Here is a 23,890-nt window from a genome sequence, read left to right on the forward strand (position 1 = left end):
CCTCCCCGTCCCCCGTACCGGCGGCGCGGCGGCGGGCGGCGGGCGGCGGGCGCGGCGCAGGAGCGGGCGCGGGAAACCGGCGGGCGGGCGCGGGCCCACGGGACACCGGCCGCGCCCATGCGCGCGGCCAGCACGTCCCCCGCCGGTACCGCGGCGCCGGCCGCGCGTGCATGAGCCGGAACGGGAGCGGCAGTCGACGCCCGGGCGGGCACGGCCGGGGCGGGCGCGGGGGTAGCGGGCGCGGCGGGGCGGGCGCGGCCCACCGGTCACCGGCCGCGGGTCCAGGAGCGGCGCCGGCCGAGGCAGTCGCTACCCGGGCAGGCGCGGACGAGGCGCGCGGCCGGGGCGGGCGCGGCCGGTCCACACCGACCCCCGCCCGGTGCGCATCGGCCAGGATCCGGGCGACATCGACCCCGGCAGCATCCAGGCGGCCCATCGCAGCCGCGATCTCCAGCCACGCCGGAGACGCCAGGATCGTGTCCCGCACCGGGCCCTCCGGCATCGTCGTGCGCAGGAGGCCGGCGCACCGGTCAGTGCGCTCCACCTCGATACGCGCCGTGCTCGCAGTGACGGCCTGATGGGCGGCGGCAGTCATCCGGCCCACCTGCGGCAGGAACACCCCCAGGTCGACACCCGCCTGCTGCAGGCCGATAGACCGGCGGGGCCGGCCGGGGTGTCAGTGGCCCCGGCTAGGGTCCTCTTTCGACGGGGTCGGTGGCGAAGCCTCCAGCACGGGAAACCCAACGGCATTAACCTCCCGGTCTGCGCGGGGGTGGCCACGGCCTAACCGGCGGCCGGGGAAAAAGGGCCACGCGAACGCTTGCCAGCGCCGGCCCCGTCCCAACCCGGGGCCATCAGCGGCAAGTCCGCACCCTGCATCAGCACGGCCAGGACGTCGTCGCCGAGATGGCCGCGCAACTGGCCCGCCGACCAGCCGGGGGTGGCGGCCGTCCTGCCGGGCCAACGTGGCGAGGATGTGGATGTGGTCGGTGGCGTGCCGTACGGCGATCCACCGGCAGGCCTGTTCGTCAGCGTGTTCGGCGATACCCGCGGCGTGCACCATGGCGGCGGCGACCTGCGCCCACCGGTCGTCGAAGAGGACCGGGTTGTCGGGGTGGTTGCGGACCGAGACGTGCCACACGTGCTCCGCCGGCCGTACGCCGCGCCGCGCTTCGACGGGAGCGTCCAAGAGCAGCGCCAGGTCCGCGCGCGTGATGCGGTCCGGGGCGCGGGCCGGGCACGGCGGGTCCGGGTTCCAGGCCGCGACGAGGTGGGGGGCGGTGTGCTCGTCGTGCTCGCCGGGACCGAAGAGGTAGTCCAGGAGCTCGGCGGTCGTCGACCCGCCCGGCGCCTTCTTCGGCATCACGAGCGGGGGTGCCTCTCCCGCATCACCGCGCACGTGGCCGTATCCACCCGGGCCACCGCCCCCAGTGCCTCCTCCAACACCCGCACGGCCGCGTCCGGGAGGCCGGCACCGGGAGTACCGGCGGGGGTCAGGGCGCGCAGAGCGGTGACGGTCTCGCGTAGGTGCGCCCGGGCCGCGACCAGCTCGCACAGTACGTCCCCGGCGTCATGGGAGACCGGTACCAGGACCTCCTGCGCGATCGCCATCACCTGCCGTCCCGCCCACGACGCGGGCGACATCCCCTCCCGGCCTGCAGCTCAACGTCGGCGGCAGCGGAGCCGGTGCACTGGCTCTGCGCCGGGCGGCCGCCCGGATCGGCACCCCGTACGCGTACGGGGGCGGCGGACCCGGCGGCCCCGGCCGGGGCTTCTGCGACGACGGCAACGGCTTCCTCCGCGGCCGCTGCTCCTCCTCCACCGTCGGGTTCGACTGCAGCAGCCTCGTCCAGTACGCCTACTGGCCCCGCACCCAGCTCCCCCGCACCGCCGCCGCGCAGTACGAGGCCACCGCCCACCGGCCCGTCGCCCGCGGCGAGCTCCGCCCGGGCGACCTGCTCTTCTGGGCCCGCCGCAACGGGTTCATCTGCCACGTCGGCTTCTACGCCGGTGACGGCCGCGTCCTCCACGCACCCCGCACCGGCCGCAACGTCGAGGTGGTGGTCCCCCTCGACACCGCCATGCCCGCCACCGAATACCGCGGCGCGACCCGCGCGTGGCGGGTGTGCAGGTTCCCGTTGGACCTGGCCATTTCCCATCGTTCTGGCTTCAACGTATCCGGTTGCAAGAACTGGAAGATCCTCCGCGACTGCCTCCAGGAGACGGCCTCCACCACGCCCTCCAGCCGTCGCCACCATGCACAACCTCGCCATGGCACGGTGAAACAGCAGGTCAGACACCACTCAGACCTGCCCGACCCCGGCCTTCTGCAACACCCTTCAAGGCCTGCTCTGGGCTCAGATCATGTGGGGGCGTGAGCGCGCTGCCGCGTCGGCGGGGTCAGTTGGGCAGCTGTACGTTCCAGGTGCGGTTGCCGGCCGCGTGGTGGTTGACTTGCACGGCCTCCTCCGGGTTTTCCGCGTCGAAGGCGGACGTGACGCGGTGCACCATCTCGTCGCTCGCCCAGAACGGCTCGGCCTTGGTGAAGCGTCCGCCCTGCTTCTTGCGGACCTTCCAGCGGAACCGGACTGTGTAGTCGACGAGGAAGTAGCCGGCCGACATGCGTGTGGTGGTGGAGAAGCCGGGGTTGTCGACGAAGGTGATCCGGTCGGCGGCGTTGATGATGTTGCCGTCCTCATCGTTGTACGGGGGGTGGAAGGGGCCGTCCACGACCCAGGCGCGGCTGGACTTCTTGGGCCGGTAGTTCACCGACGCCGGAATGATCTGGCGGCTTTCGTCGGAGACCTCCTGCCAGAAGTCGTACGCGTCTGCCGCGGGCGTCTGCATCCCGTCCGCGCGGCGCAGCGTTGCCGTCTGTTCGAAGCCGATGTTGTTGTCGCCGTTCAGCGACTGCTCCTCGTCTCCGTCGTAGCGGGAGGTGAAGACAAGGGTCGGGTTGCCGATCTCTTCCTCGACCTGCTTTTCCTTGCCCTTCACCGAGGGCGTCGCGCCGGCCTTGCCGCTGCGGGTGGCCCGGGTGGCCGCTCCTGCCTCGGTCTTCTGCTGGTTGGCCGGGGGGCTTTCGCCACGCTCGACGACCTCGTCCTGGGTGCGCTTTTTGCCGCGCGTACCGGGAGCGGCGTGCGGCACCTTTGGCCCGGCCGGGCCCTGCGCGATCATCCGCCCGAGCGTCGCATTGCCCACCGAGCGCTGCATGGCCATGGCCATGGCCGGATTGACCGGTCGGAGTTCCGGCGCGACCCGCTGGCCCCTGTCTGGATCCGCTGCGCGCCGGTTCGCGTTCGTCGCGACCTCGGCCTCTTCCCGGTCCTTGCGTAATGGCACGGCGCACACTCCCCGCGTGTAGACAGTCTGCCTAAAGGACGCTACTGGGATGGCCATAGGCGCAGGAGAGGCACAACGCCACCGCTGGGGGCAGCATGAATGCCCGCGAGGGCCAACCGACTGGGATGAGACAGGCGCACGTCGCCTTCTGCCCCACCGCAAGTCCACCCGGCCCGGGCAGGATGTTGACCACGCATGTGACTGCCGAGGTGGGGGTGGTAGCCCACCTCGGCAGTCGCCCCCGCACTCGCTGGCGGTGATGGTCGGCGTGAGAATGACGTGGCTATTCGTCACTCGTGTCGGCACCGGTGCGTCACGGCCTGTCAGTGTGAACTATCAGCTCGCTGGGGCCACACCGCTGACACCCAGCTGAGGATCTCCACTGGCACTCCCCCGCAGACCATCAGTGATAGGGCCCTCTCGTGCCCGACTACACCTCGTTGAAGCCACGCGACGCGTCGTAGATGTCAGCCTCGATGACGACCACCCAGAAGCTCGTCACGACGTAGTGGACCATTACGCGGTCTTCCCAGGCCGCGCGCGTCACGGCGTCGCTCGTGTAGGCAAGGTGGCTGTCGGCGCCTTCGGGCTCGGCTGCGATCCTGGCAACGAGACGCAGGAACTTCTCCCGGTCCGCGGTCGGCATGTAGTCACGGAACCGCACAACCTGCTCGGTGAACTGCACGCGTCTCTTCATCGAGGCAGGATTCTATGGACATGGTGAGGTCCCCTGCCGGGGATATCGGACGGGACCTACTCGCCTACAGGTAGCTCAGAGGGCGGCTTTCTCCCGGGTGTCGTCCCCGTCGGTCTGGCCGTGGGTGAGGATCGGCAGCAGTGTCTCGGCGGCGTCGCATCCGGTGCACGTGACCGTGCCGGGCCGGCCGAGCGCGTCGAGTGCCGCCGTCGTCTTCACCGGCACCGCGTGCTCGGCCGCGAGCGCGCACCCGTTGGTGTCCTGGCCCGCTCGGACATGGGCCCGAGGCCGGGCCCCGGGACTTTGCCGGAGCCTGGCCGGTGCGTTTTCTCCGCGCCGAGGGGCGTCCCGACGGTCGCGTGAACCACGGCACGAACGGCGGCGCAACTCCGTCCCGGCGCGGGTCCACGGTCCGGTCAGGCTGCGGCGGCGAGGGTGTCGTCGAGCCAGTCGTAGATGCGGGCGATGGACAGGCGCATCGCGCCGGGGTGGCAGTGGGCGCCGGCGCCTTCCTCCGTGGTGAACTCCATGAGGGTCTTGGGGCAGGTCAGGTGGTCGTAGAGCTGCTCGGGCTGGCCCTTGAAGAAGATGTCTTCTTCGGCGTTGCACACGAGGGTGGGGCACTGGATCCGCTCGGCGATGCCCCCGGCGAGGGTGTGGTCGAGGTAGGAGGCGTTGAAGGCGCGGGGGGTGTCCACTCCCATGACGTACATGCCGTGGTTGATCGCCCAGCGTGCGATCGGGTCGCTGGTCATGGCCTGCTCGAAGGCGGCGTCGAGTTCCGGGGCGGACGCGGCACGCAGGAGGCGCTCGGCCTCCTCGCGGGGGCCGGGGATGTTGCGGACGGCGATCTGGCCGAGGTCGTAGAGGCCGTCGACGGCGATCAGCGCGGCCAGACGGTGCTCGAACGCGGCGGCCCGGGGGGCGAGGATGCCTCCCATGCTGACGCCGAGGAGCGCGATGCGGCTGTCATCGGCCTCGGGGAGGGTCTCGGCGAAGTCCACGACGGGAGTGATGACGTTCTCCCAGTCCGGGCGGAAGACCAGGCCCTGGTGGTGACGCGGTCCGGGCATGCCGGGGCCGTCGAAGGCCAGCACGTTGTAACCGCGTTCGACACCGGCCATCGCCCCGAAGAAGTGCAGTTCCTCCGCGGTGCCGTCGAACCCGTTGTGCATGATCAGTGTCGGCCGCGGTGTCCCCGAGTCGTCGACCCGGTAGAAGTAGCCGGGCAGCGTGGTGTCCTCGTAGGGGATCTCGACCGGCTCGATGACCGGGGTGAACAGTGCCGCCGCCTCCTTGAAGCAGGCCACGGAGCGGTCGTATGCGTGATCGTGACGCGGGTCGCAGGGGTGACCGTGCAGGAAGAACTCCGCCGACCGGTAGTAGTTCGACGCACGCAGGAACCCGTCCCGGGCACTGACGCGGTGACCGGCCGCCAGCGCCTTCTGCGCCTCGCCCGACACGCGGTCCGCGGTGGCCATCCACTCGACGTACCAGCTGTCGTAGTCGCCTTCGGTGATCCGCTCACCGGTGGAGACCACCTCGCCGAAGTCCGCACCGCCGTAAGCAATGTGACTCATCGACCGCAGGGTCTCGTACCAGAACTGGACGTTATTCGGGAACAGCAGCGGCTTCATCGAAATCTCCTGTGTCATCTGAAGGTGGGGATTGACGCCTCTTGGTCCATGGCGAGCCTGCTCGCCCGGCCCTTCGCCGCGCTCTCGCGGTGCGTTCTTCGGCGTGATCCAAGATTCCGACGGGACGGTGTCCACCTTCCAGGCCATACGCAGACGATCACTGTCCACCCATGTCCGCTCCTGCCCGACCCGCTCCGGAGCACGTACCCGAGCACCACGGCGCGGTATCCGGGCTGACGTCACACCGCAGCACCGCGTTGGCGCGCGAGTGCCGCACACGACAGGGCCGACCCGCACCCGCCGGGCCGGCCCTGTCCTCATTCCCGGCCCCCGCCCCCGCCCCCATGGCGCTCCGCCTGCACGGGCGCGGGTAGCCGTGGCCCGGGAATCCGGCGACGCCACGGCATCCCTTTCCACCCGCGCCGTCTGACAGGATGCGGACCATGAGCTACTGGGACCCGCTGCCGGCCGTCCGGGCTGCGGAGACCGGGCTGCTGCCCGCGCCGGACGGCGGCACGTGGCTGCCCGCCCCGGGGTACCGCGGCGACTGGTGGAACGCCCGCCCCGAACGCTGGGCAGAACGCGACTGGCGCAATGTGCCGGGGCCGTTCTACGGGGCCGGGACCGACAACTGCTGGATGGGCCGGCTGATCGCCCCCGCGCACGTGCTCTACGACGACGAGTGGGGCGCCGAGTTCGTCTACCGGCAGCCCCGTGACACGGCACAGGCGCTGGCGCTGCTGGGCGCGGTCGCGCAGGACCCGATGGCCGGGTACGCCTGCGACGGTGACGACCACTGGACCCCGGAGCTCATCCGCGACTGGTGGAGGGAGCGGGGCCGGGTGCGGGAGTGGGCCGCGGCCCTGGATCGTACGTGGTCCGTCTCAGACCGGGCCGCGGAACGCGAGGCGGCCGGCGGGAGCCGGGAGTACGTCGCGTACATCGACGGAGGCCTCGCGGAGGACCTCCGCCACTACCTCTTCTGGCTGTCCGAAGGCCGTCCGGCCAACCCCGGCGAACCCTTGCCGACCCTCTCCCCGCGCGGGGCCTAGCAGGGGGGCGGTGCCCGGGTTGCGCGCTCGGCAAAGGCTCGCCCCATGGTGTTGCGGCGGACGTGCCGTCTCGCGCAGCGCGTCGGCCGGATCGGTCGGCTACGGGGCGTGCGGTCCGCCGGCGGCGGTGATCCGGCGCGGGATTTCGCGGTAGCCCGGCCAGTTCTGGCTGCGCCCGAACCAGTCCATTTCCACGACATGATGCAGGTGAGCCCGCATGGTCCGCAGTGCCGTGTCCTTCGCCGCTGCCACGTGCTGCGCGCTGTCGTCGCCGCCGGTGGCATTGTCGGCCCTTCAGCCGGTCGAGGCCGGCACCGGTACTGAGATCTCTCGCCTTTGTGTCGGTAGCCGTGGCCCGGTACGTCCGAGAGTCCGGCAACGCCTTGGAGACGATCCGCTCGAACTCCGACCACTCCCCTGGCAGGCCGGTCCCCGTCGCAGCCCGCTTCGTCGACCGGATCCCGTCACCGGATACCGCTCCATCACCGGCCCGGCACTGCCGTGCTCACCGCATCACAAGGCAGGGGTGACGCCACCGCAGTCGTACCGCCCGCACATGCACTCTTCGCGCCGGCGTACGTCACACCGTGTTGGACCATCCCGTCGGCCGAGTCCTCGGAGCGATCCAAGGCGCAAGGAGCGGTCTGGCCGGGGCGCGGCCTTGTCGGAGTACGAAGGCGGCCGGGACGATGGTGGTGACCGGTTTCTGGCGGCTGATGGGGGCGCGTGGGGTGTTGGCCGAGGAGTTTGGATATGCGGTTTCGCCAGGCCCGGCAGGCCGGGTGCCCGGTGTGAGGGAGAAGATCGCTGAGGGAGACAGGCATTGGCGCAAGCTCCGCCGTTCCAACGCCGTGTGTGCCGCTCTCTTAGCCGCAGGGGTGTGTGGTGCGCTCTTCAGCTCGGTGCTGGGTGTTGCCGTCGTCGCGGCCGTGGCAGTGGGCCTTTGCGTCGGCGTCGCGGCTTGGCCGTCCGAACTGCCGGCCCGCCGCCGAGAGGCGATGGAGATGGTCCGCCGACGTCCGTGGCAGGTGTGGCCGTGTCGGCTGGAGCCCCTGGGCAGTGACGCGTCCTCGCCGATGGTCACTGCCGATGTCCTACTGCTGGCCCCCGACCGGACCGTGGCCGCTGCCCTGCGGGGCTTGATGCCACGGCCGGACTGGCTCGCGATGACGGACGGACGCGGCCTGCTCTGGTTCTGCGGCGACCTGCGCGTCGGGGGCTGGGTCGCACGGCCCGCCGACGTCGTGGGCTCGCTGACCTGGATGGACAGAGTTGATCCGCCTGTGACGATTGCGGAGTCGGCGCCCCATGACATCGCCTTGAAGGACGTGGTGATTCGCGCTGCCACCAGCACGCCGGTCTGGAGCCTCCTCTTCGACCTGTAGGTCACACCGTCTCAACGCTGATGCCGATGCCGATGATGTTCTCGGGTGCCTGGAGCGGCCCGGGGCGCGCGCGCTGGATCATGGTCGCATGGGGGCGCTGACGGCTGTCATATGGCGGGGCAGGGCGGAAGCGGGCCGCCATCGGGGAGGCCCACAGCCGGGGCGCGGACGCGGGCGGCGCGGACGGCGGCGTGGTCAGGCAGTGGAGGGTCACGTCCACGAGGGCGGCTGACCAGGGCGTGCGGTGCCCGTGGCCTGCTGCCAGGAGGTGTCGGTGGTGAGGCGGTTCAGGTGACGGTGTGGGTGCCGCCGCTCTCGCCGACCCGCTGCTTGCGGGCGGCGAGCAGCGGCCCCTGGCGTGAGCCGGTCAGGAGGCCCTCTTCCCGCTCCGGCAGGACTTCCCTGATCATCGACACCATCTGCGAGTGCGCGGCCAGCCGCACCTTCAGCTGTTTCAGGGCACGGGCCCGGTTGCCGAGGTCGAGGTCACGGGGAACGTCCAGGCTCTCGGTCAACGGGCCCCAGGCATGCTTCACGTCCGGGCTCGCGGGCGCAGCCCATAGCTCGGCCGCTTCCCCCCGTACCGGGCGGCGCGGCGGGCGCGGGGGTGGCGGGGTACGGCGGCGGTCAGATGACCACCATCTCGACGCGAGTGTGTGTGGGTGATTCCCGATCAGCGGCGGCCGGTGGCCAGGATGACGAGGAACTGACCGCCGCCCGCCTGGATGTCGGCGGTCACCGGCATTCCCGGTACCAGTCGGGAGAACCGGTCCACCAGCCAATCCGCCGCTTCTTGGGCGTCCTTCCTGGTCGGACAGCGGCCCACGATCTCGCGGCCCCCCTTGCGCTCCAGCCTCTCGGCGACGGCGATCAACGGTGCGGGTTCGACTACGTACAGGCGCTCCGGCCAGGCGATGACCACCTTGACCGCACCCTTGCGGGTGTTGCACCCGCGGTGCGCGAGCCGCTCGGCCACCTTGGCCTTCCGGTCGGCGGTCCGGCTGTCGACACTGGGCCCCCGCGGGTCGTTCACCGACTCGTCGGGGTCGACCGGTTCGTCACACACCCAGCACTGCCAGCCGTCGCGCTCGGCCACATCATCAAGGAGACTCATCCGAGCAAAGTAGCCTGCCCGGCCGCCACCCGAGCACCACGGCCCTGGCAAGGTCTCAACACCGACAGACCCCGCGCCCGCACCGGGGCCAGCCCCTGGCAGCACTTCGCCCCGCCGCATGACGACGGGGCGAGGCATCAGGGCCCGGGTTTAGCCAACCGCGTCCCAGCCGGGTCCTTTCGGTGTGAGCGGTGTCAGTTCTTGACGGGGTTCATGCAGAGCACGAACTTCTCCTGGTCCCACTGCTGCGCGAGGAAGACCTCGCCCGAGTCGCCGCACTTCTCGACGTCGAAGGTGCCGTCGACGACCTTGACGACCTTGTAGAGGTCGGCCTTCTGGGCGGAGCAGTCCTGGGTCTCCACCGTGGGGTCGTTGTCGGGCCCGGTCACGGTGACGCAGTCGCCGGCCTCGGCGTGCACGGGGATGTCACCGCTGATGTACCCGATGCCGAACTTCACGGCGAGGGCGACCACGATGGTCACCACGACACCGAGGATCTTCTTTCCCCAGCCGCCCTTCTTCTTCGCGGGCTCGGCCGGCTCGGCAGGCGCGAGCGGCTGGTCGGGGGCGGCGGGAGGAGTCGTCATCTGGGCTTCCTTGGGGGACGTGTACCTGATCAGACGCGAACGCTACATGCGCCGGAACAGGCAAAACGGACCCTGAAGATCCACTTCCCGATCAGTTGTGGACTCGTGATTCTGGCGCGCCGTCAGGCGAGGCGGCCCATCTGCTGGCGGTCCAGGGCGCGGCGGAGGTCGACCGCGAGGGCGTGGTACGGGCCGTAGGCGCGCTCGGTGTCGTAGTGGAGGGAGTGGAGCTGCTGGTGGCCCGCCGCGTGGTCGCCCGTCGTCAGGAGGAGCAGGCCGATCCGGCGGCGGACGTCGAACGCGCGGGCCGGGTCGGCGACGAACGCCGACTGCCCGTTCTCGTAGTACGGCAGGACCGCCCGGTACTCCGTCAGCGCGGCCGCCTCGCCCAGCTGCTCCAGGCACTGCGCCGCGTCGAAGCGGAACTGGAGGGCCTGCGGATCGCCCGCGCCCGCCGCACGGTCCGCCGCCTCGAACAGGCCGGCTTCGTCCGCCGCCGCCCCTCGCCCACCGACAGACGCGCCTCGCTCATCGAACCGACAGCGGCCAGCCACGCCCTGCGCCGGGAGGTGGAGCGGGACCGGAGCCGACTCGAGGACCTCTCGGCCACGGGCCTCTCGGACGACGAGCGCGCCAACGCCCTCGCCACCCTGGAACGCCTGGAGCACAACCTCGTACGCGCCGGCGCCCAGCCCATGGAGCCGCATGGAACACCGGAACCCGCGAGGCACAGCCTGATCGGTACGCGGGCCCCGGACAGGCACACGGGTGCGGATCGCCGGCAGCCGCCCTGCCGGAACCGTGATCACCCGGCAGGAGTCGGCTGGCGATCGCCGACAGCGGTTCGAGGTGACTGATGCGGTCCTTTCCGAGGCACGTATGCGGCGGAACCCCTCGACTGGTACCGCTGAAGTCACGGCCTCGAACCGACTGGCCGGGGCTCTCGCGAATCCGGCTCGCCTGCAGGGGCCCAGCTGCCCCTGCACCACCCCAGCGTTCGGCGGGCTCCGGGACCAGAGGGCGGCCACCGTGATCGCGGGAGAGTCCGCCCACACCGCGGTGCCACCGGATGTCGCGGTCAGGCCGCACCTGCCGACGCTCGGCCGGCCGAGGCGTCGGCGGCGGCTTTCGCCTGCGCGCGGTGCCAGGCGGCGGCCTCCACCGCGTCCTGCGGTCCTGGCAGGGGCGGCCTGTTGCCGGTGGCCGGGGACGGCCGCTTCGACCGGGGCCCGCCCGGGGCCGGGGTGGTGGGGGCGGTTGGTGGAACGGGAGCGGGCCGCCAACGGGGAGACCCGCAGCCGGGACACGGACACGGACGCGGGCTGTGCGGACGGCGGCGTCGTCAGGGTATGGAGTGTGCGGGCCATGCCGGGCCGGGCCGGTCAAGGGCGCCTACGGCGGCGCTCTGCGCCGGCCTTTCGGCCACCCGGACATCGACCAGACGGGGCGGTTGCGGTTGCGGTCGCGGCTGGGCGTGCGCAACGTCATGGTGTCCCCGGCCGGGACAGCCTCTGAGTACCCGACGGCGGACGCCGTGCGAGCCAGGACCCCTGGCGGGGTCCTGGCTCGTGCGATGCGAGTGACCTCACCCGAACCGCCCTTTGATCACAAACAGATACGCGTCCTGGTGAGGGCCCCTCGCGGGTTCGCGCCTCGCGTCAGACCACCTCGTGTCGGCCGTGCCTCAGCGCCACCGACGGGAAGTCGACAGGTACCTGGAGGGCGACGTTGATGTAGTTGGTGAACAGGTTGAGTGCGACCTGTCCGATCACCTCGACGATGTGCTCGTCGCTCCAGCCCTGATCACGGACGGCCTGCACGTCCTGTGCCGTGACCTGCCCGCGGTCCTCGACCAGCTTGAGTGCGAAGCCGAGCAGCACGGCGGTGCGGGGGTCGTCGGATGAACCGGTCTGCGCGGCCTCCAGCGCCTCGCGGGACACCCCGGCCTTGCGGCCCAGCGCGGTGTGCGCCGACAGGCAGTATTCGCAGGCGTTCCGGTTGGCCACCGCGACGGCGATCTGCTCGCCGAGGGCCGGGCCGAGCGTGCCGCCGGCGAAGGCACCGAACGATCCCCACATGCTGGCCAGGGCCGCGGGTGAATGGGCCACGGCGCGGAACATGGCCGGTATCACGCCGAAGGCGGCGTGGATCTCGTCGAACTGCTCCTTGACCGCTCCGGTCGCGGACTCGCGCTCGACGAGGGGGACGTGGGACATGACTGCTCCTCGGTTCAGGAATGACTGCTTCGCGACGGTCGAGGCGAAGTAAGATCATCCTGCTGAAGAGTTCTGGACGATGAGGTTCATATCGTCTCGACTTCTTACCAATTCGTCTGCCACGATGAGCCCATGGTGCCCCTCGACCGGATCTCGCCCCTGCTGGAGAAGTTCCGTGTCCGCACTCGGCTGTTCCACGCCGGCCCGCTGTGCGGCGTGACGACCTTCGCCGCGCAGCCCGGGCGCGGTTTCCTTCATGTCCTCAGGCACGGCGAGATGGGGGTCACCCACCAGGGTGTCGGCGGGCGCCTGGAGAGGTTGCAGATCGACCGACCCAGCCTGCTGTTCTACCCGCGTCCTCTGGAGCACGCGTTCCACAACGCCCCCACCGAGGACTCCGACTTCGCTTGCGCCACCCTCGATTTCGACGGCGGCCCGGCCCATCCGCTGGTGCGCACTCTGCCTCCCGTCGTCGTGCTGCCCCTCGAGGACGTCGATGCACTCGGCCCCGCGCTCGATCTGCTGTTCGCAGAGATCGACAACGTTCGGTGTGGGAGTCGGGTATTGGCGGACAGGCTGTTCGAGGTGGTCCTGATCCAGCTCTACCGCTGGATACTCGGCCACGCCGACGAGGTCGCGCTGCCCCGCGGCCTCCTCACGGGCCTCTCGGACGAGCGTCTCGCCCGGGCGCTCACGGCCATCCACGAGACACCGGGTGGGCCGTGGACTCTGGCCGCGATGGCGCGGGAAGCACGTATGTCCCGCAGCTCCTTCGCCGCCCGCTTCAAAGAACTGGTCGGACAGCCACCGGCCGACTACCTCGCGCAATGGCGGGTCACCGTCGCGCAGGGCCGGCTGCGCGCCGGCGCCTCGGTGGCGCACACCGCAGCCGAGCTCGGCTACGCGAACCCGCCGGCCTTCTCCCGAGCCTTCTCCCAGCGCGTAGGGCACTCCCCGCGTGCCTGGCTGGCAGCGGACGCCGGCGCCACGCCGTGAACGAGCGCCTCAGCTCGGCTCGCCGAGGGCCGTCCTCCTTCTGAGTCCCGGCGGCGCCGAGGCGGCCCGTCGCGGCCGCGATCGGCCACGGCGGAGACGCACTGACGTAGCTTCAGGGCGCCGGCGGTGAAGCCCTGACTGCCCGGAAGGTCAGCGCGCGCGGTCGTCGGCCGGCATCGGGGAGGGGGCCTCGGTGGCCCAGGCCAGCAGCATCCGCAGGGCGTCGTGCGAGGGGCTGCCCGGCTCGGCGGCATATGTGATCAAGGCCTGATCGGGGTCGTCCGTCGCGCGCAGGGTCTCGTAGGCCAGTTCCAGATCGCCTACCACCGGATGGTGGAACCGCTTGGTTCCCGAGGTCTTGTCCTGCACCGGGTGTTCGGCCCACCAGCGGCGGAAGTCCTCGCTCTTCATCGACAGTTCGCCGATCAGGCTTGCCAACCGGGAGTCCTCGGGGTGCCGTCCGGCGTCCAGGTGGAGGTAGGCCACGTTCTCGCGGGCGCAGGAGGTCCAGTCGGCATACAGTTCCCGGGACGTCTCGTCGAGGAAGGTGATCCGGGCGATGTTGCGCTCGGCCCGGTCCAGGGCCGCGTAGTCGCCGAAGAGGGCGGCCGCTGCCGCATTCCAGGCCAGTACGTCCATGCGCCGGCCCATCACCATCGCCGGCATGTCCACCAGATCGTCCAGCAGTCGCTGGAGCATGGGGCGCACGCGTTGCGGCCGGTCCTGGCGCCGGGGAACGTTCCGGGCGGAGGGCTGCGGTCGGGCGAGGCGGTGCAGGTGCCGTGTGGCATCCCCGTCCAGCCGAAGTGCGCGGGCGAGGGCGTCGAGTACCGCGCCCGAGGGGTTGGGCACGCGGCCCTGTTCCATCCGTGTGTAGTAGTCGACGCTCACTCCGGCGAGCTGCGCGATCTCCTCGCGGCGCAGGCCCGCGACCCGGCGCCGGCCTCCGAAGTCCGGCAGGGCGACGTCTTCAGGGTGCAGGAGGGCGCGGCGGGTTCGGAGGAATTCGCCCATGTTGATCGCTGTGCTCATACGACGATTGTGGCCGGTCGTGACGGGTGGCTGCCTGGCCCTGTCGGGGCCAGGCAGCCACGCCTGCCGTCAGGAGGCGGGGAGCGCGTTGACCAGGCCCCCGTCGACGGTGATGTCCTGGGCGGTGATGTACGAGGACCGCGGGGAGAGGAGGAAGGCGACGGTCTCGGCGATGTCCTGGGCCTGGCCGAGCCGCCGCAGCGGCACCTGGGAGCGGATGGCATCGTGCGAGGCGGGGTCCGGGTTGGCGGCATCGAACATCTCGGTGACGATGTAGCCCGGGCTGACCGAGTTGACCCGGATGCCGCGCTCGGCGAGATCACTGCCCAGCGTGCGGGCCAGATTGTGGACGGCGGCCTTGGTGGCCGCGTACACGGGTGCGACGGCCAGGCCCCGGTGCAGTGTCCACGAGGCGTTGATCACGATGGAACCGCCACCCGCCGCGTCCAGCAGCGGCAGAACCTTCTGGACCGTGAAGAACACGCCCTTGAAGTTGACGTCGACGCTGAGATCGAAGTCCTGCTCCGTGACCTCGCCACTGCGCTGGAACACTCCGACCCCGGCATTGGCGAACACCCCGTCCAGACGTCCGTGGCGTTCACGGATCAGGGCGGCCAAGCGGTCGAGATCGGCAAGGCTGGCGGAGTCGGCCCGGACCGTGAACAGCCGGGCACCCTGGTCGGAGACCTTGGCCAGTTGTTCGGCCGCGCGGTCGAGGCGGGCATCGTCGCGGCCGGTGATGACGATATCGGCGCCGGCTTCCAGGAGCAGACGCGCGGTGGCCAGGCCCATCCCGCTGGTTCCGCCGGTGATCAGGACGACGCGGTTGCGGAAGCCGGTCACATCACTGTTGTTGTCGGTCATGACCACAGCCTCGCCACCGGCCTCCAGGCCAACCAGGCCCAGATCAACCTGGGTCTCCCAGGGCCCCCTCCCCCTCCCCCTCCCCCTCCCCCTCCCACAGACAGCCTTCACCACACCGCCTTGGCCGTCCGACGACGTGGCGTACACCACCCGGCCCCGAAATCAACTCCCGGCCGAGGCAGCACTCGCCCCACATCCCCGCTGACAGACCGGCCGGGTCGTCGTCGGCTGCTGCGTCGATCGCCTCCAGCAGGCGCCGCGACCGCTCCCCGTCCGCCTCCTGGCGCACCGAGCGCCCCGGCCGCTGCGCGTGGTCCGGCGCCCGCGGAGCGGTCTGTGGAAGGTGCAGGGCCCCCGAGCGCCACGCACCCGCCGGCACCGCCGTCCCGGCCAGCAGGCTCAGGGACGGGCCCGCACTCTCGTGCCCGGAGCGGTCGGCCCACCAGCCGCACGCGGCCGGCAATACCCGCGCCTGCACGCCGGCGCCGGCAGGCGCTGCCTGCATCGCGGTCACACACCCCCGTCCAGTTGATACGGCCACCCCCGGCCGGGCCCTGAGTCCGGGTTCCGTAACCCGCGACCGGACAGACCGGAGAGACCGGGCACGGCCGGCGACTGCTGCCCGGCATGGGACAAGGGCTCACACCCCGAAAGCGGTTCGCCATCGGCTACTGGCCGTGGGGTTCGTACGGTTCATCCTCCGCGTACATTCCCGTGAGTTCGGCGGCGATCCGGGCCAGCCACTGTCGTACCTCCGGCGGCTCCAGTACCTCGACCCCCGCTCCCAGCCCGGCCAGATGTCCTGCCAGGGCCTTGGCGGCCGGGCCGTCGACCCACACCTCGGTCCAGCCGTCGGGCAGCGGACCGCCGACGCGCACGCGGCCGCCGAGGAACCGTTGCAGCAGGGCCAGCGTGTCGGGGTGGACGCGGGCCCGGGCGGTCACCGCGTACATGCCGTCCTGGAAGGCTCCGGACAGCGCCTGCCAAGCCGTGGCGAGGTCGAAGTCGGGCGGCCGGACCACCGGTTCGCCGGTCGGCTCGACGGAGGTGACCCGGCTGAGCCGGAAGGTGCGCAGGCCCTTGTCCGTACCGGCGACCAGGTAGTCCACCCCCGCCTTGGCCACGAGCCCGAGGGGGTCGACGGTGCGTTCGCCGACTGGTTTGCCGACGCCCGCGTAGCCGAGGCGGACACGGATCCCGTCCACGACGGCGCCCTGGAGCGCGGAGCGGTGGGCGGCATCGGCGGTGACGGCGTTGCGGGACCAGTCCGTGGCGTCGACGACCCCCGCGCGGGTCGCGGCCTGGGCCTGCGCCCGCATGGTCGGCGGCAGGGCCCGGACCAGCTTGCGCAGTGTGGTGCGCAGTTCGGGGGTGGCCGACAGGGGGCCGGTGACGAGGAAGAGCGCCCGGGTCTCGTCGGCGGTCAGTCCGGTGAGGTCGGTACGGGCCCCGCCGACGAGGGACCAGCCGCCGCCGCGGCCGCGCTGCGAGTAGACGGGGATGCCGGCCGCGGCCAAGGCCTCCAGGTCTCGGCGCGCGGTGCGTTCGGACACCTCCAGTTCGGCGGCCACTTCGGGGACGGTGACGCGGCCGCGTTCTTGGAGGAAGAGCAGGGTCGCCACCAGCCGGTCGGCTCTCATGTGCCCTTTTCCTCCTTCGTGGGTGCCGCGTCGTCGCCTTTCATTCTCTTCGGAAAACAGGCCAGAAGATGGCCACTTTTGCTTACAGGATGAACCCATGAACAAGATCGAGCAGCTCATCGAGACCCCGTCCGACTCCACCGGTACCGTCGCCGCCCCCTTCTCCTTCGATCCGCGGACCGACCTCGCCGCGGCCGTCGAGCTGGCGGGCCGTACGCTGGCCGCCGTCCGGCCCGAGCAGTACGACGCCCCGACCCCCTGCGAGGAGTTCGATGTACGGCGGCTGTCGAGCCACCTCGTGGCCGTCGTCCGCCGGATCGCGGTGATCGGGCGCGGCGAGGACCCGTTCAGCGTCCCCTCCTTCGCCGATGAGGTCGCCGACGGTGCGTGGGCGGAGGCCTGGGTGCCGGGTGCCCGCGAGGTTGCGGAGGTGTGGGCGGATCCGGGCATCCTCGGCCGGCAGCTGCGCCTGCCGATGGGCGTCCTGCCGGGCGCGGCCGCCGCGGCCGTCTACACCCACGAACTCACGGTGCACACCTGGGACCTGGCCAGGGCGACCGGGCAGGACCCGGACTGGGACCCGGCTCTCATCGAGCGTGTGATCGGCGTCGTACGTCGCGCGCTGCCGGCCGAAACCCGCGGCGGGCGGATCCCCTTCGGCGAAGTGGTGACCTTGGACCCCGGGGCCCCGGCCATCGACCGGCTGGTGGCCTGGGCCGGACGCCGGCCCTGAGTGCCCCGCGCCAGCCGGCACCACGGCCCCGGCGGCAGGCCTCCGCCTCACCCCTACCGCCGCGAACTGCGAAGGATTCCAGGGCTGTCTCCGCTCCCACGGCGGAGGCGACGTGAAGAGCATGAACAGCACCTTCCAGGCTGAATGGCGCCAGTGTGCCGCCATCGCCAGCGCCGTCGCATCGCCGGAAGCTTCGGCAAGGGCTGACCACCCCGTTTGATGAGCGGCCCCTGCCCACCGCCGGGCAGAGGGCCGCGCCCCGCCTGCTGCCGCTGCGAACAGGAGGGCGGTGGAAGGGGAGGCGGGTGCGTTATGGAGATGCCGGTGAGGAACATGATCAGGACCAGGACTCCGGAGGCCCGGCACCCAGCGAGCCGGCTCGGACAGGATCACCCACGCGCCCAAGCAGGTCAGGATCGACTTCGCGGACCAAGCCCTCCGGCATCGACGTGCTCAGGAGGTCGGCCCACCGGTCGGTGCCCTCGGCCTTGATGCGCGCCGTGTTCGCAGTCACGGCCTGATGGACCCCGGCGGTCATCCGGCCCATCTGCGGCAGGAACACACGCAGGTCGACGAGCCGGCGGGCCAACTGCGGCCAGTCCACGCCCTGCAGCAGCACGGCCAGGATGTCGTCGCCGAGGTGGCCGCGCAGCTGGTCGGCCGACCAACCCGGGGCCATCTTCTCCGCGCCCTCGCCGAGTTCCTCCTCCTTGCCGGTGAGGCGTTTTGGGGTGGCGCGGCGGACCGCGTCGGAGATGGTCATCACCAGGCGGTAGGCCATCGCCGCAGTCTGCGCAGGGTGGGGGTCTGACTGCGGAGAGACAGGCTTTCCGTGAACGGATCCGGATGGAAGCGGCCGGCATGTTCGCCGGCGGTCTGGGAAATCCGCGATCGCGAAGGAGTTACGCGTATGCGTCCGGTCGGTTCAGCGGTGGCGGCAGTCGTGGCAGGAAAACGGTCAGCCGGCTCTGCGTTCACAAGGAGCTGCCTGCGGGCCGAAGTTGAGTAAGACCTTGTTCGCGGTCCTCGAGGAGGAGCCGGCCAAGGGGCCGGTCGCTCACGGGTCGCCGGACCAGAGGTGGACCCTGGCCCCGATCAAGACACTCATCGGGCGAAGGTTCCACAAGAGTATGACCCTGTCGGGCATCTCCCAGATGCTCAGGCGGCACGGCTGGAGTCACCAGGTGCCTGCCCGCCGTGCTCTCGAGTTGCAACGTGGAAGCGGTGGCCGGCTGGGTAAAGGACACGTGGTTGCTGGTGGAAGCACCGCGGCGGCGCTCGCGCCTGGTCGATGACGCCGCCGACCTCACGGACCTGGGCCAAACGCGGCCACACCCCCGTCATCCGGGCCCGCGGACGCTCCCAACGCCGCTACTCCGTCGCGGTCCTGACCTGCTGCAAAGCGGGCGAACGCTCCCGCCTCGGCTACCGGCCCAGACGGCACCGGGACCATAAGCAAGGTGGCCGGCGCAGCTTCACCGCCCAAGCAGCCGGCCAAGGCCCTGCACGTGGATTGATCTACGAGACCGGCGCTCCTGTCCAGAGGAAAAACAGACCGGCGATGCTTCCGTCCTTGTGGAAGGTCACGCGGAACTCCGCAGGTGTGCGTTCCATGCGCAACGGCACATTGACCGCAGTGAACTCGCCGACTGTGATGTCCTTGGGATCCCCGTGTGACCGATAGCGTCCGAACTGATTCTGGAAGGTCTTCCATGCCGTCGCGAGGGTGGCTGGGGGCAGTTGTGTACGCATCGTCGCATCGAAGCGGGCTGTGGCCGCGGTGAAGTTGCCCTTCACGATGTCGTTGAGCGTCTGAAGGGCGATCCGGTCGTATCGAGTCTGAGCCGGGGTTGCTGCCGAGGCCGAGCCCGCGACCGTCGTGGTTACGTGGGCCTGTCCCGCAGCCAGCGCGAAACCGTTTGCTCCGGAGCCGACGCCGGTGGGAGCAGTGGTGGGTGCAGCGTGTGCGGTGGTGGTCAGTGAGGCGCCGCCGACGGCGAGCAGTGCGGTGATCAGCAGGGGGGCGAGGCGTCGGGTCCTGGTGCCGGTCATGGAGAAGGGCTCCCTACGAGAGGTCGTGGAGTGCGGGGGTGCGGATACGGTGGGGCGCGTTGCCGTCCGCCGTCCTACGGCGTCATCCGTCACTCCATTGCGCCCCACGCACGGGTCTGCGGTCACGGCACTGAATTTCGGGGCTTGACACATCCGGCACACTGCCCCATCACCGGCCGTAGGCGATACGTCACGCCCGGCTCACCGCGGGGCCTTTCCCCACTGGGCGCCAGGCAGCGGGTGTGAACAGGCACGTCCATGGCGGCCGGCCGTCTTCGGGATTGGCGCCCGACGGCAGCAGCTTGGTCACCTCGTGACAGCCATGATCACTACGGCTGGGCAGCGTGTACAGGGGACACCCGTCCCGTCCTGGCTGACGCCCATCTGGAGCCACCACCGCCCCCATTCACAAGGCTCACCCCCGCCCGAGTCCGCCGGGGGTGCAGGAACCTCCGCGCGAAGACCGGCACGCCAGCCCGTGCACCGAAACCCAGCCGACCGGCCCCGGCCGCCCGCCCGGCTCGAAGAACCAGCGGACCGCCACCCGCTACGACGTCGGACGCGTCCTCGCCACCGGCGTCCTCATTGCCATGACGCGGACGATGTTGGATAGCCGCATGGTGAGGCGTAAGAAGGAGAAACAGAAGCGGCCTGCCTGGGGCATTCCGAAGGGGATCGTGCTGTTGGCGACGCCAGAGGGCTGGCGCCACAGCGTCCTCACCATGGAAGGCGGCATGCTCTGCGGGCGTCTCGACGTGCCGATCAACACCGACCCACCCGACGCGCGGGCCGTGGCGGCCCGGATGGTGACGGAACGCACACCGTGACGGCCGCCGCCAAGGAGGAGGCCACCCTCCAGCCGCACCGCGGCCGGACCGGCAACCTCGACCCGTACCGCCGTCAACACCGGGCCGGCACCCGCCTCCAGAGGCAGCACCGCGTCCGTGTCTTCAGGGGCGGATGACATCGCATCCACCCGGGACCGCGTGGTCGCCTACATCGAAACCTGACCAGGGGTGCCATCGCCCGCCTGCCGCCGCGTTCGGCCGGCGCCATCGCCGGTCATTGCCGCGATGGCGTTGTGCCACGGCTCAGCTCAGCCGGGCGGTCGCGTTGGCCGACGCGTCGCGCTCGTACGCGGGGCCAGCCCCGGGGCGATGACTGCCACCCGCGAGTTGGGGACGCGAGGAGACCAGCCCAGCCCGAGGAACCTCGCGGATCTCGCGTCCGTGGTCGTCCGGGGTGCAACTTCAGACCCCGGTCCCGTCGTCGGCGGCCCGTCAGCCCCCCCCCCCCCCAGTTCCTCAGCTCGTGAAGAAGGCCAGACGGTCGCGTATCCGCAGAGCCGCCGGTCCCCCGGTCAGCTACCGGCCTCCGCGTGGAGAGCCCGCGCCATGGGAGAGGAACCGTCGGTGACGAAGGAACGGATCTGTGCCAGGTAGGCGTCCCGATCGACACGGCCGTCGCCGTCCTCGTCCAGCGCGTCGAACGCCGAACGGGCATTGTCAGCGGGGTTGCCCAGGGCATGGCGCAGCCGGGTGAACTCCGCCCGGTCGAGGTGGCCGTCGCTGTCAGCGTCGGCCAGGTCGAACAACGATCCCAGAGCCGGCCTGCACACTTCGTCGAAGGCCTCCTCGCCCGCCCACGCCTCGTACTCCGTGAAGGTCACCCGGCCGTCCTGGTTCGAGTCCATCGACGCGAACACCCTCTCGTGCGCGGTGCGTGCCAAGGACAGGAGCGGGTCGTCGCCGGCCCGGCCCAGGGCCGCTGCCGCGCGTTCGGGCCGGGCCAGGTACTCCTGGCGGGAGATGACCCCGTCGCCGTCGACGTCCAGCATCGAGAAGATGTGCCGCTTGGCCGTGATGGTGTCCACCCGGACCCTCTTTCCTGCGCAAAGCCGGAGAAGCAGCGGGCGCCGCTCTCCCCCGGAAACGATCAACCCGGCACCAGGTCACCCGGTGCCGGCGGCCCGGCATCCGCTCCGGCGAAACCGAGATCCAACAGGCGGGACGCGGTAAAGACCAGGTGAGCCCCGCCTTTCACTGGGTCTGAGATCGAAGCAGGCACTAAGACCGGGGCGCGCTTCCAGTCACCGCCCGCCCCAGCGCCGTCCGGCAGGCCGTTCGTGCCGGGGGCTGCCCAGTGCGTCACGGGGGTCCGAACGGCGCACAGCCGCTGGAAGGGGGCCGGGCCTACTGTGGAGGAGTGGGAGCGAGCGGCAGCCCTGCGACGGACCGCGAGGTCACCGTCTGCCTCGCCGGCGACGTGATGCTCGGCCGGGGCATCGATCAGGTGCTGCCACACCCGGGCGACCCGCAGCTCGCCGAGCCGTGGGTGACGGACGCACGTGCGTACGTCGAGATGGCCGAGGCCGCGAACGGACCGGTACCACAGCCCACCGGCTACGACCGGCCGTGGGGCGACCTGCTGCAGGAACTCCGGGCCACCGGGCCGGACGCCTGGGTGCTGAACCTGGAGACCAGCGTGACCCTGGCCAACGGCTTCGCCCCCGGGAAGAGCGTCCACTACCGCATGAATCCGGCGAACCTGCCGTGCCTGACCGCCGCCCGGCCCGACGTGTGCGTACTGGCCAACAACCACGTCCTCGACTTCGGCCGCGAGGGGCTGGCCGAGACCCTCGACAGCCTCCGCGCCGCCGGGCTGCGCACCGCCGGTGCGGGCGGCGATGCCGCCGAGGCATGGCGGCCGGCACGGGTGGCACTGCGGCCCCCCTCGTCCCGCGCAGGGTCCGCGTCCCGTCGCGGGCCGCGCCTCCTCGTGTTCTCGGTCGGACTCCCCTCGAGCGGCATCCCGCCCGACTGGGCGGCCACCCCGGACCGCAGTGGCATCGCCCTCGCCTGCGCACCCTCGCCGGCCGCCGCGGCCGACCTGGTCGCCCGCATACGGGGCGCCCGCCGGACCGGCGACCTGGTAGCCGTCTCGATCCACTGGGGGTCCAACTGGGGCTACCGGGTCCCGCCCGAGCACATCCGCTTCGCCCACGACCTCGTCGACGGCGGCGCCGACCTCGTCCACGGCCACTCCTCGCACCACGCCCGCCCCTTGGAGGTCTATCGCGGCCGGTTGATCCTCTACGGCTGCGGAGACCTGGTCGACGACTACGAAGGGATCAGCGGTCACGAGCAGTACCGCGACGACCTCCGCCTCCTCTACACGGCCCGCCTCGACAAGGACACGGGGGCGCTGCGAGGACTGCGCCTGACCCCGTTCCAGGCCCGCCGCCTCACGCTGCACCGGGCCCATCTCCGCGACGCCCACTGGCTGCACGCCGCACTCACCCGGCACGGCGACCCCTTCTCCGCGGCGCTCACCGTCGGCAGCGACGGGGCGCTCACCCTCGCCTCGGGGATACACGAGGTGTGACCTCAGTGACCTCAGTGACCTCAGACTCGCATCCCGCATCCTGCGTCCCGTGCAGCGACGGCCCCTTGGGAGCAGCCCGTACTCCGGCCGGGTGGCCTCGGGTGAGCAGCAGCCGGACGGCCTTCTCCCACGTCCACTGCCCGCAGGCCGGCCGGATCCCGTCTGCGACCTTGCCCATGCTCCTGTTCGAGCGGGCCGTCACCGCGGCTGGAGGCCGACTGGCCCTGGTCGTTCGCGTACGCCTCCCGACGCGCCGCCGTCCGAGCAGAAGCGCCAGCTGGCGGGGAGCGTCACTCGAAGTGCGCGGTATCCCTGTCTGGTCCCGGTGGTTGAGGGGTTCGGGCCGGCCTGCCTGTTGGGGCGGTTGTGGTCTGGCAGGAGCGCGAGTGCCCCGGTGTCGATGGGTGTCAGGAGTGAGTGCCGGCCTTGCTCCGCTTCATGTAGCCGTCAGGAGGACACCCCGCGTCCGGGCCCTCTGTGGGGCACATGCTGGGATCGTCTGTGTCTCCGAAGTCCCCGTAGAGGTAGACCCAGACCGTGCACGTCGGATCCTCGGTGAAGGACAGCTGAAGATCTTTGCCACGTGTGGCGCTCTCGTCGGGGACGGAGAGGCCGTCGCCTTTGGGGCTGGCGTAGAAGGCCCAGCGGCCGCTGGACAACTTCTCGGGATGGGCGCAGTCAGCCATCGCTTTGACCTTGTCGAATCCCGTTCCGGTGAAGGTGTGTTCCTTCGAGAAGGTCAGGGACGTCCCTGCTGGGCTGGTCCACGTCCCTACCAGCTGCTCCTGCGGAATCTTCGCCGCGTGGACGGCTGCGCCGTACCCGCAAGACGCTGTGAGAACTACCCCGGTTGCCGCGAGAACCGTCGCCCGCCATCCACGCATGTCCACAGACCTCTCCCCAGAGATTGGATGCCCGGCCTGCGGCCACACTCCAATATATTTGAACATGCTCAAAAAATGCAGCTTCTTTCGGGGTCGCCGCAGGCGACACCTCCCAAACCGGCCGTACGACGGGGTGGAGGCCGAGCATCGGCCCGAGGACCGCCGGGGGCAGGTCCTGGGCCAGGGCGACGAGGGCGGTGGCGCGGTCGCGACCGGTCCCATCGGGATCCGGCCGACCTGCACCGCCAACGCCGCGTCCGCCACCCGACTTC

26 protein-coding genes and 2 pseudogenes are annotated in these 23,890 nt (G+C 71.1%); 10 read left to right on the forward strand and 18 right to left on the reverse strand.

The genetic code is table 11. The annotated features are described in order from the left end of the window. Positions 1–676: 676 nt before the first annotated feature. Both OG472_RS00520 and OG472_RS00525 read right to left on the reverse strand, forming a co-directional pair. On the reverse strand, positions 677–1,366 hold the full coding sequence (locus OG472_RS00520; RefSeq protein WP_405940617.1) for a hypothetical protein: 690 nt from the start codon (positions 1,364–1,366) through the stop codon (positions 677–679). Beyond that, positions 1,363–1,611 carry a hypothetical protein gene (locus OG472_RS00525; RefSeq protein ID WP_405940618.1) on the reverse strand — a complete coding sequence of 83 codons (249 nt, stop codon included), beginning with the start codon at positions 1,609–1,611 and terminating at the stop codon, positions 1,363–1,365. The genes OG472_RS00520 and OG472_RS00525 overlap by 4 nt, the downstream gene beginning before the upstream one ends. A 107-nt stretch (positions 1,612–1,718) precedes the next feature. Here OG472_RS00525 and OG472_RS00530 point away from each other — a divergent pair, with 107 nt between their 5' ends. Next, positions 1,719–2,378, forward strand: a complete 660-nt coding sequence (locus OG472_RS00530) for a C40 family peptidase (protein WP_405943127.1) — start codon at positions 1,719–1,721, stop codon at positions 2,376–2,378. 22 nt (positions 2,379–2,400) lie between these two features. On the opposite strand, the gene OG472_RS00535 is transcribed toward OG472_RS00530, so the two are convergent. From OG472_RS00535 to OG472_RS00550, 4 genes are all read right to left on the reverse strand, one after another. Continuing rightward, positions 2,401–3,228, reverse strand: a complete 828-nt coding sequence (locus tag OG472_RS00535) for a hypothetical protein (protein ID WP_405826991.1) — start codon at positions 3,226–3,228, stop codon at positions 2,401–2,403. A 547-nt stretch (positions 3,229–3,775) separates the two neighbouring features. After that, the gene (locus OG472_RS00540; RefSeq protein ID WP_405826992.1) at positions 3,776–4,030 is read right to left on the reverse strand and encodes a hypothetical protein; all 255 of its coding nucleotides are present in this window, start codon (positions 4,028–4,030) and stop codon (positions 3,776–3,778) included. A gap of 87 nt (positions 4,031–4,117) precedes the next feature. Then, positions 4,118–4,261 carry a hypothetical protein gene (locus OG472_RS00545; RefSeq protein WP_405940619.1) on the reverse strand — a complete coding sequence of 48 codons (144 nt, stop codon included), beginning with the start codon at positions 4,259–4,261 and terminating at the stop codon, positions 4,118–4,120. 197 nt (positions 4,262–4,458) lie between these two features. Beyond that, entirely contained in the window at positions 4,459–5,679 is a 1,221-nt protein-coding gene (locus tag OG472_RS00550) for an alpha/beta hydrolase family protein (protein WP_405940620.1), read from the reverse strand. 443 nt (positions 5,680–6,122) lie between these two features. On the opposite strand from OG472_RS00550, the gene OG472_RS00555 reads away from it, so the two are divergent. Next, on the forward strand, positions 6,123–6,731 hold the full coding sequence (locus OG472_RS00555) for a ferredoxin (RefSeq protein ID WP_405940621.1): 609 nt from the start codon (positions 6,123–6,125) through the stop codon (positions 6,729–6,731). 689 nt (positions 6,732–7,420) lie between these two features. After that, a complete protein-coding gene (locus OG472_RS00560; protein ID WP_405940622.1) occupies positions 7,421–8,116 on the forward strand; it encodes a hypothetical protein in 696 nt (231 codons plus the stop codon). Between the two features lie 287 nt (positions 8,117–8,403). Here the strand turns inward: OG472_RS00560 and OG472_RS00565 are convergent, their stop codons facing one another. From OG472_RS00565 to OG472_RS00580, 4 genes and pseudogenes are all read right to left on the reverse strand, one after another. Continuing rightward, on the reverse strand, positions 8,404–8,631 hold the full coding sequence (locus tag OG472_RS00565) for a hypothetical protein (protein WP_405940623.1): 228 nt from the start codon (positions 8,629–8,631) through the stop codon (positions 8,404–8,406). Between the two features lie 158 nt (positions 8,632–8,789). After that, complete coding sequence (locus OG472_RS00570; protein WP_401614768.1) at positions 8,790–9,230, reverse strand: hypothetical protein; 441 nt, start codon at positions 9,228–9,230, stop codon at positions 8,790–8,792. Between the two features lie 194 nt (positions 9,231–9,424). Next, positions 9,425–9,817, reverse strand: coding sequence for a hypothetical protein (locus OG472_RS00575; RefSeq protein WP_405826996.1), 393 nt, complete (start codon positions 9,815–9,817; stop codon positions 9,425–9,427). A 122-nt stretch (positions 9,818–9,939) separates the two neighbouring features. Further along, positions 9,940–10,287, reverse strand: a pseudogene (locus OG472_RS00580) (serine/threonine protein kinase); the annotation flags it as partial. Here OG472_RS00580 and OG472_RS00585 point away from each other — a divergent pair. Further along, the gene (locus OG472_RS00585; protein ID WP_405834722.1) at positions 10,258–10,674 is read left to right on the forward strand and encodes a MarR family winged helix-turn-helix transcriptional regulator; all 417 of its coding nucleotides are present in this window, start codon (positions 10,258–10,260) and stop codon (positions 10,672–10,674) included. The pseudogene OG472_RS00580 and the gene OG472_RS00585 sit on opposite strands and share 30 nt — an antisense overlap. Positions 10,675–11,475: 801 nt before the next feature. Here the strand turns inward: OG472_RS00585 and OG472_RS00590 are convergent. After that, complete coding sequence (locus tag OG472_RS00590; RefSeq protein ID WP_401614772.1) at positions 11,476–12,033, reverse strand: carboxymuconolactone decarboxylase family protein; 558 nt, start codon at positions 12,031–12,033, stop codon at positions 11,476–11,478. Positions 12,034–12,165: 132 nt separating this feature from the next. On the opposite strand from OG472_RS00590, the gene OG472_RS00595 reads away from it, so the two are divergent. Next, entirely contained in the window at positions 12,166–13,029 is an 864-nt protein-coding gene (locus tag OG472_RS00595) for an AraC family transcriptional regulator (RefSeq protein ID WP_405826998.1), read from the forward strand. A gap of 150 nt (positions 13,030–13,179) precedes the next feature. Here the strand turns inward: OG472_RS00595 and OG472_RS00600 are convergent, their stop codons facing one another. From OG472_RS00600 to OG472_RS00610, 3 genes are all read right to left on the reverse strand, one after another. Next, positions 13,180–14,061 carry a helix-turn-helix transcriptional regulator gene (locus OG472_RS00600; RefSeq protein WP_405940624.1) on the reverse strand — a complete coding sequence of 294 codons (882 nt, stop codon included), beginning with the start codon at positions 14,059–14,061 and terminating at the stop codon, positions 13,180–13,182. A gap of 69 nt (positions 14,062–14,130) precedes the next feature. Then, positions 14,131–14,925 carry an SDR family NAD(P)-dependent oxidoreductase gene (locus tag OG472_RS00605; RefSeq protein WP_405827000.1) on the reverse strand — a complete coding sequence of 265 codons (795 nt, stop codon included), beginning with the start codon at positions 14,923–14,925 and terminating at the stop codon, positions 14,131–14,133. Positions 14,926–15,593: 668 nt separating this feature from the next. Further along, positions 15,594–16,565 carry a helix-turn-helix transcriptional regulator gene (locus tag OG472_RS00610; RefSeq protein WP_405827001.1) on the reverse strand — a complete coding sequence of 324 codons (972 nt, stop codon included), beginning with the start codon at positions 16,563–16,565 and terminating at the stop codon, positions 15,594–15,596. A gap of 97 nt (positions 16,566–16,662) precedes the next feature. Here OG472_RS00610 and OG472_RS00615 point away from each other — a divergent pair, with 97 nt between their 5' ends. Next, positions 16,663–17,298, forward strand: a complete 636-nt coding sequence (locus OG472_RS00615) for a TIGR03086 family metal-binding protein (RefSeq protein WP_405827002.1) — start codon at positions 16,663–16,665, stop codon at positions 17,296–17,298. A 337-nt stretch (positions 17,299–17,635) separates the two neighbouring features. On the opposite strand, the gene OG472_RS00620 is transcribed toward OG472_RS00615, so the two are convergent. After that, positions 17,636–18,079, reverse strand: a complete 444-nt coding sequence (locus OG472_RS00620; protein WP_405940625.1) for a hypothetical protein — start codon at positions 18,077–18,079, stop codon at positions 17,636–17,638. Between the two features lie 65 nt (positions 18,080–18,144). Between OG472_RS00620 and OG472_RS00625 the strand changes: the two are divergent. Continuing rightward, a pseudogene (locus tag OG472_RS00625) lies at positions 18,145–18,579 on the forward strand (winged helix-turn-helix domain-containing protein); the annotation flags it as partial. Between the two features lie 237 nt (positions 18,580–18,816). On the opposite strand, the gene OG472_RS00630 reads toward OG472_RS00625, so the two are convergent. Then, positions 18,817–19,350, reverse strand: a complete 534-nt coding sequence (locus tag OG472_RS00630) for a DUF3887 domain-containing protein (protein ID WP_405827004.1) — start codon at positions 19,348–19,350, stop codon at positions 18,817–18,819. Between the two features lie 440 nt (positions 19,351–19,790). Between OG472_RS00630 and OG472_RS00635 the strand changes: the two genes are divergently transcribed. Continuing rightward, positions 19,791–20,177: a hypothetical protein gene (locus tag OG472_RS00635; protein ID WP_405940626.1), complete on the forward strand. Its 387-nt coding sequence runs from the start codon at positions 19,791–19,793 to the stop codon at positions 20,175–20,177. Next, positions 20,174–20,314 carry a hypothetical protein gene (locus OG472_RS00640; protein WP_405940627.1) on the forward strand — a complete coding sequence of 47 codons (141 nt, stop codon included), beginning with the start codon at positions 20,174–20,176 and terminating at the stop codon, positions 20,312–20,314. The genes OG472_RS00635 and OG472_RS00640 overlap by 4 nt, the downstream gene beginning before the upstream one ends. A 396-nt stretch (positions 20,315–20,710) precedes the next feature. Here the strand turns inward: OG472_RS00640 and OG472_RS00645 are convergent, their stop codons facing one another. Then, entirely contained in the window at positions 20,711–21,223 is a 513-nt protein-coding gene (locus tag OG472_RS00645; RefSeq protein WP_405940628.1) for an EF-hand domain-containing protein, read from the reverse strand. Between the two features lie 332 nt (positions 21,224–21,555). Between OG472_RS00645 and OG472_RS00650 the strand changes: the two genes are divergently transcribed. After that, a complete protein-coding gene (locus OG472_RS00650; RefSeq protein ID WP_405940629.1) occupies positions 21,556–22,734 on the forward strand; it encodes a CapA family protein in 1,179 nt (392 codons plus the stop codon). A 407-nt stretch (positions 22,735–23,141) separates the two neighbouring features. Here OG472_RS00650 and OG472_RS00655 read toward each other — a convergent pair whose 3' ends face one another. Further along, complete coding sequence (locus OG472_RS00655) at positions 23,142–23,684, reverse strand: hypothetical protein (protein WP_405940630.1); 543 nt, start codon at positions 23,682–23,684, stop codon at positions 23,142–23,144. Between the last annotated feature and the right edge of the window lie 206 nt (positions 23,685–23,890).

Source organism: Streptomyces sp. NBC_00207 (assembly GCF_045160965.1).
In the GTDB taxonomy this organism is placed as follows: Bacteria; Actinomycetota; Actinomycetes; order Streptomycetales; family Streptomycetaceae; genus Streptomyces.

Excerpts from the sequence above, each read along its gene's own strand:
- OG472_RS00615 (WP_405827002.1), top strand. The coding sequence starts at position 16,663 with ATGAACAAGATCGAGCAGCTCATCGAGACCCCGTCCGACTCCACCGGT.
- OG472_RS00655 (WP_405940630.1), bottom strand. The coding sequence starts at position 23,684 with ATGTTCAAATATATTGGAGTGTGGCCGCAGGCCGGGCATCCAATCTCT.
- OG472_RS00620 (WP_405940625.1), bottom strand. The coding sequence starts at position 18,079 with ATGGCCTACCGCCTGGTGATGACCATCTCCGACGCGGTCCGCCGCGCC.
- OG472_RS00555 (WP_405940621.1), top strand. The coding sequence starts at position 6,123 with ATGAGCTACTGGGACCCGCTGCCGGCCGTCCGGGCTGCGGAGACCGGG.
- OG472_RS00605 (WP_405827000.1), bottom strand. The coding sequence starts at position 14,925 with ATGACCGACAACAACAGTGATGTGACCGGCTTCCGCAACCGCGTCGTC.
- OG472_RS00560 (WP_405940622.1), top strand. The coding sequence starts at position 7,421 with ATGGTGGTGACCGGTTTCTGGCGGCTGATGGGGGCGCGTGGGGTGTTG.
- OG472_RS00575 (WP_405826996.1), bottom strand. The coding sequence starts at position 9,817 with ATGACGACTCCTCCCGCCGCCCCCGACCAGCCGCTCGCGCCTGCCGAG.
- OG472_RS00570 (WP_401614768.1), bottom strand. The coding sequence starts at position 9,230 with ATGAGTCTCCTTGATGATGTGGCCGAGCGCGACGGCTGGCAGTGCTGG.
- OG472_RS00550 (WP_405940620.1), bottom strand. The coding sequence starts at position 5,679 with ATGAAGCCGCTGCTGTTCCCGAATAACGTCCAGTTCTGGTACGAGACC.
- OG472_RS00595 (WP_405826998.1), top strand. The coding sequence starts at position 12,166 with ATGGTGCCCCTCGACCGGATCTCGCCCCTGCTGGAGAAGTTCCGTGTC.
- OG472_RS00590 (WP_401614772.1), bottom strand. The coding sequence starts at position 12,033 with ATGTCCCACGTCCCCCTCGTCGAGCGCGAGTCCGCGACCGGAGCGGTC.
- OG472_RS00535 (WP_405826991.1), bottom strand. The coding sequence starts at position 3,228 with ATGGCCATGGCCATGCAGCGCTCGGTGGGCAATGCGACGCTCGGGCGG.
- OG472_RS00610 (WP_405827001.1), bottom strand. The coding sequence starts at position 16,565 with ATGAGAGCCGACCGGCTGGTGGCGACCCTGCTCTTCCTCCAAGAACGC.
- OG472_RS00630 (WP_405827004.1), bottom strand. The coding sequence starts at position 19,350 with ATGACCGGCACCAGGACCCGACGCCTCGCCCCCCTGCTGATCACCGCA.
- OG472_RS00600 (WP_405940624.1), bottom strand. The coding sequence starts at position 14,061 with ATGAGCACAGCGATCAACATGGGCGAATTCCTCCGAACCCGCCGCGCC.
- OG472_RS00525 (WP_405940618.1), bottom strand. The coding sequence starts at position 1,611 with ATGGCGATCGCGCAGGAGGTCCTGGTACCGGTCTCCCATGACGCCGGG.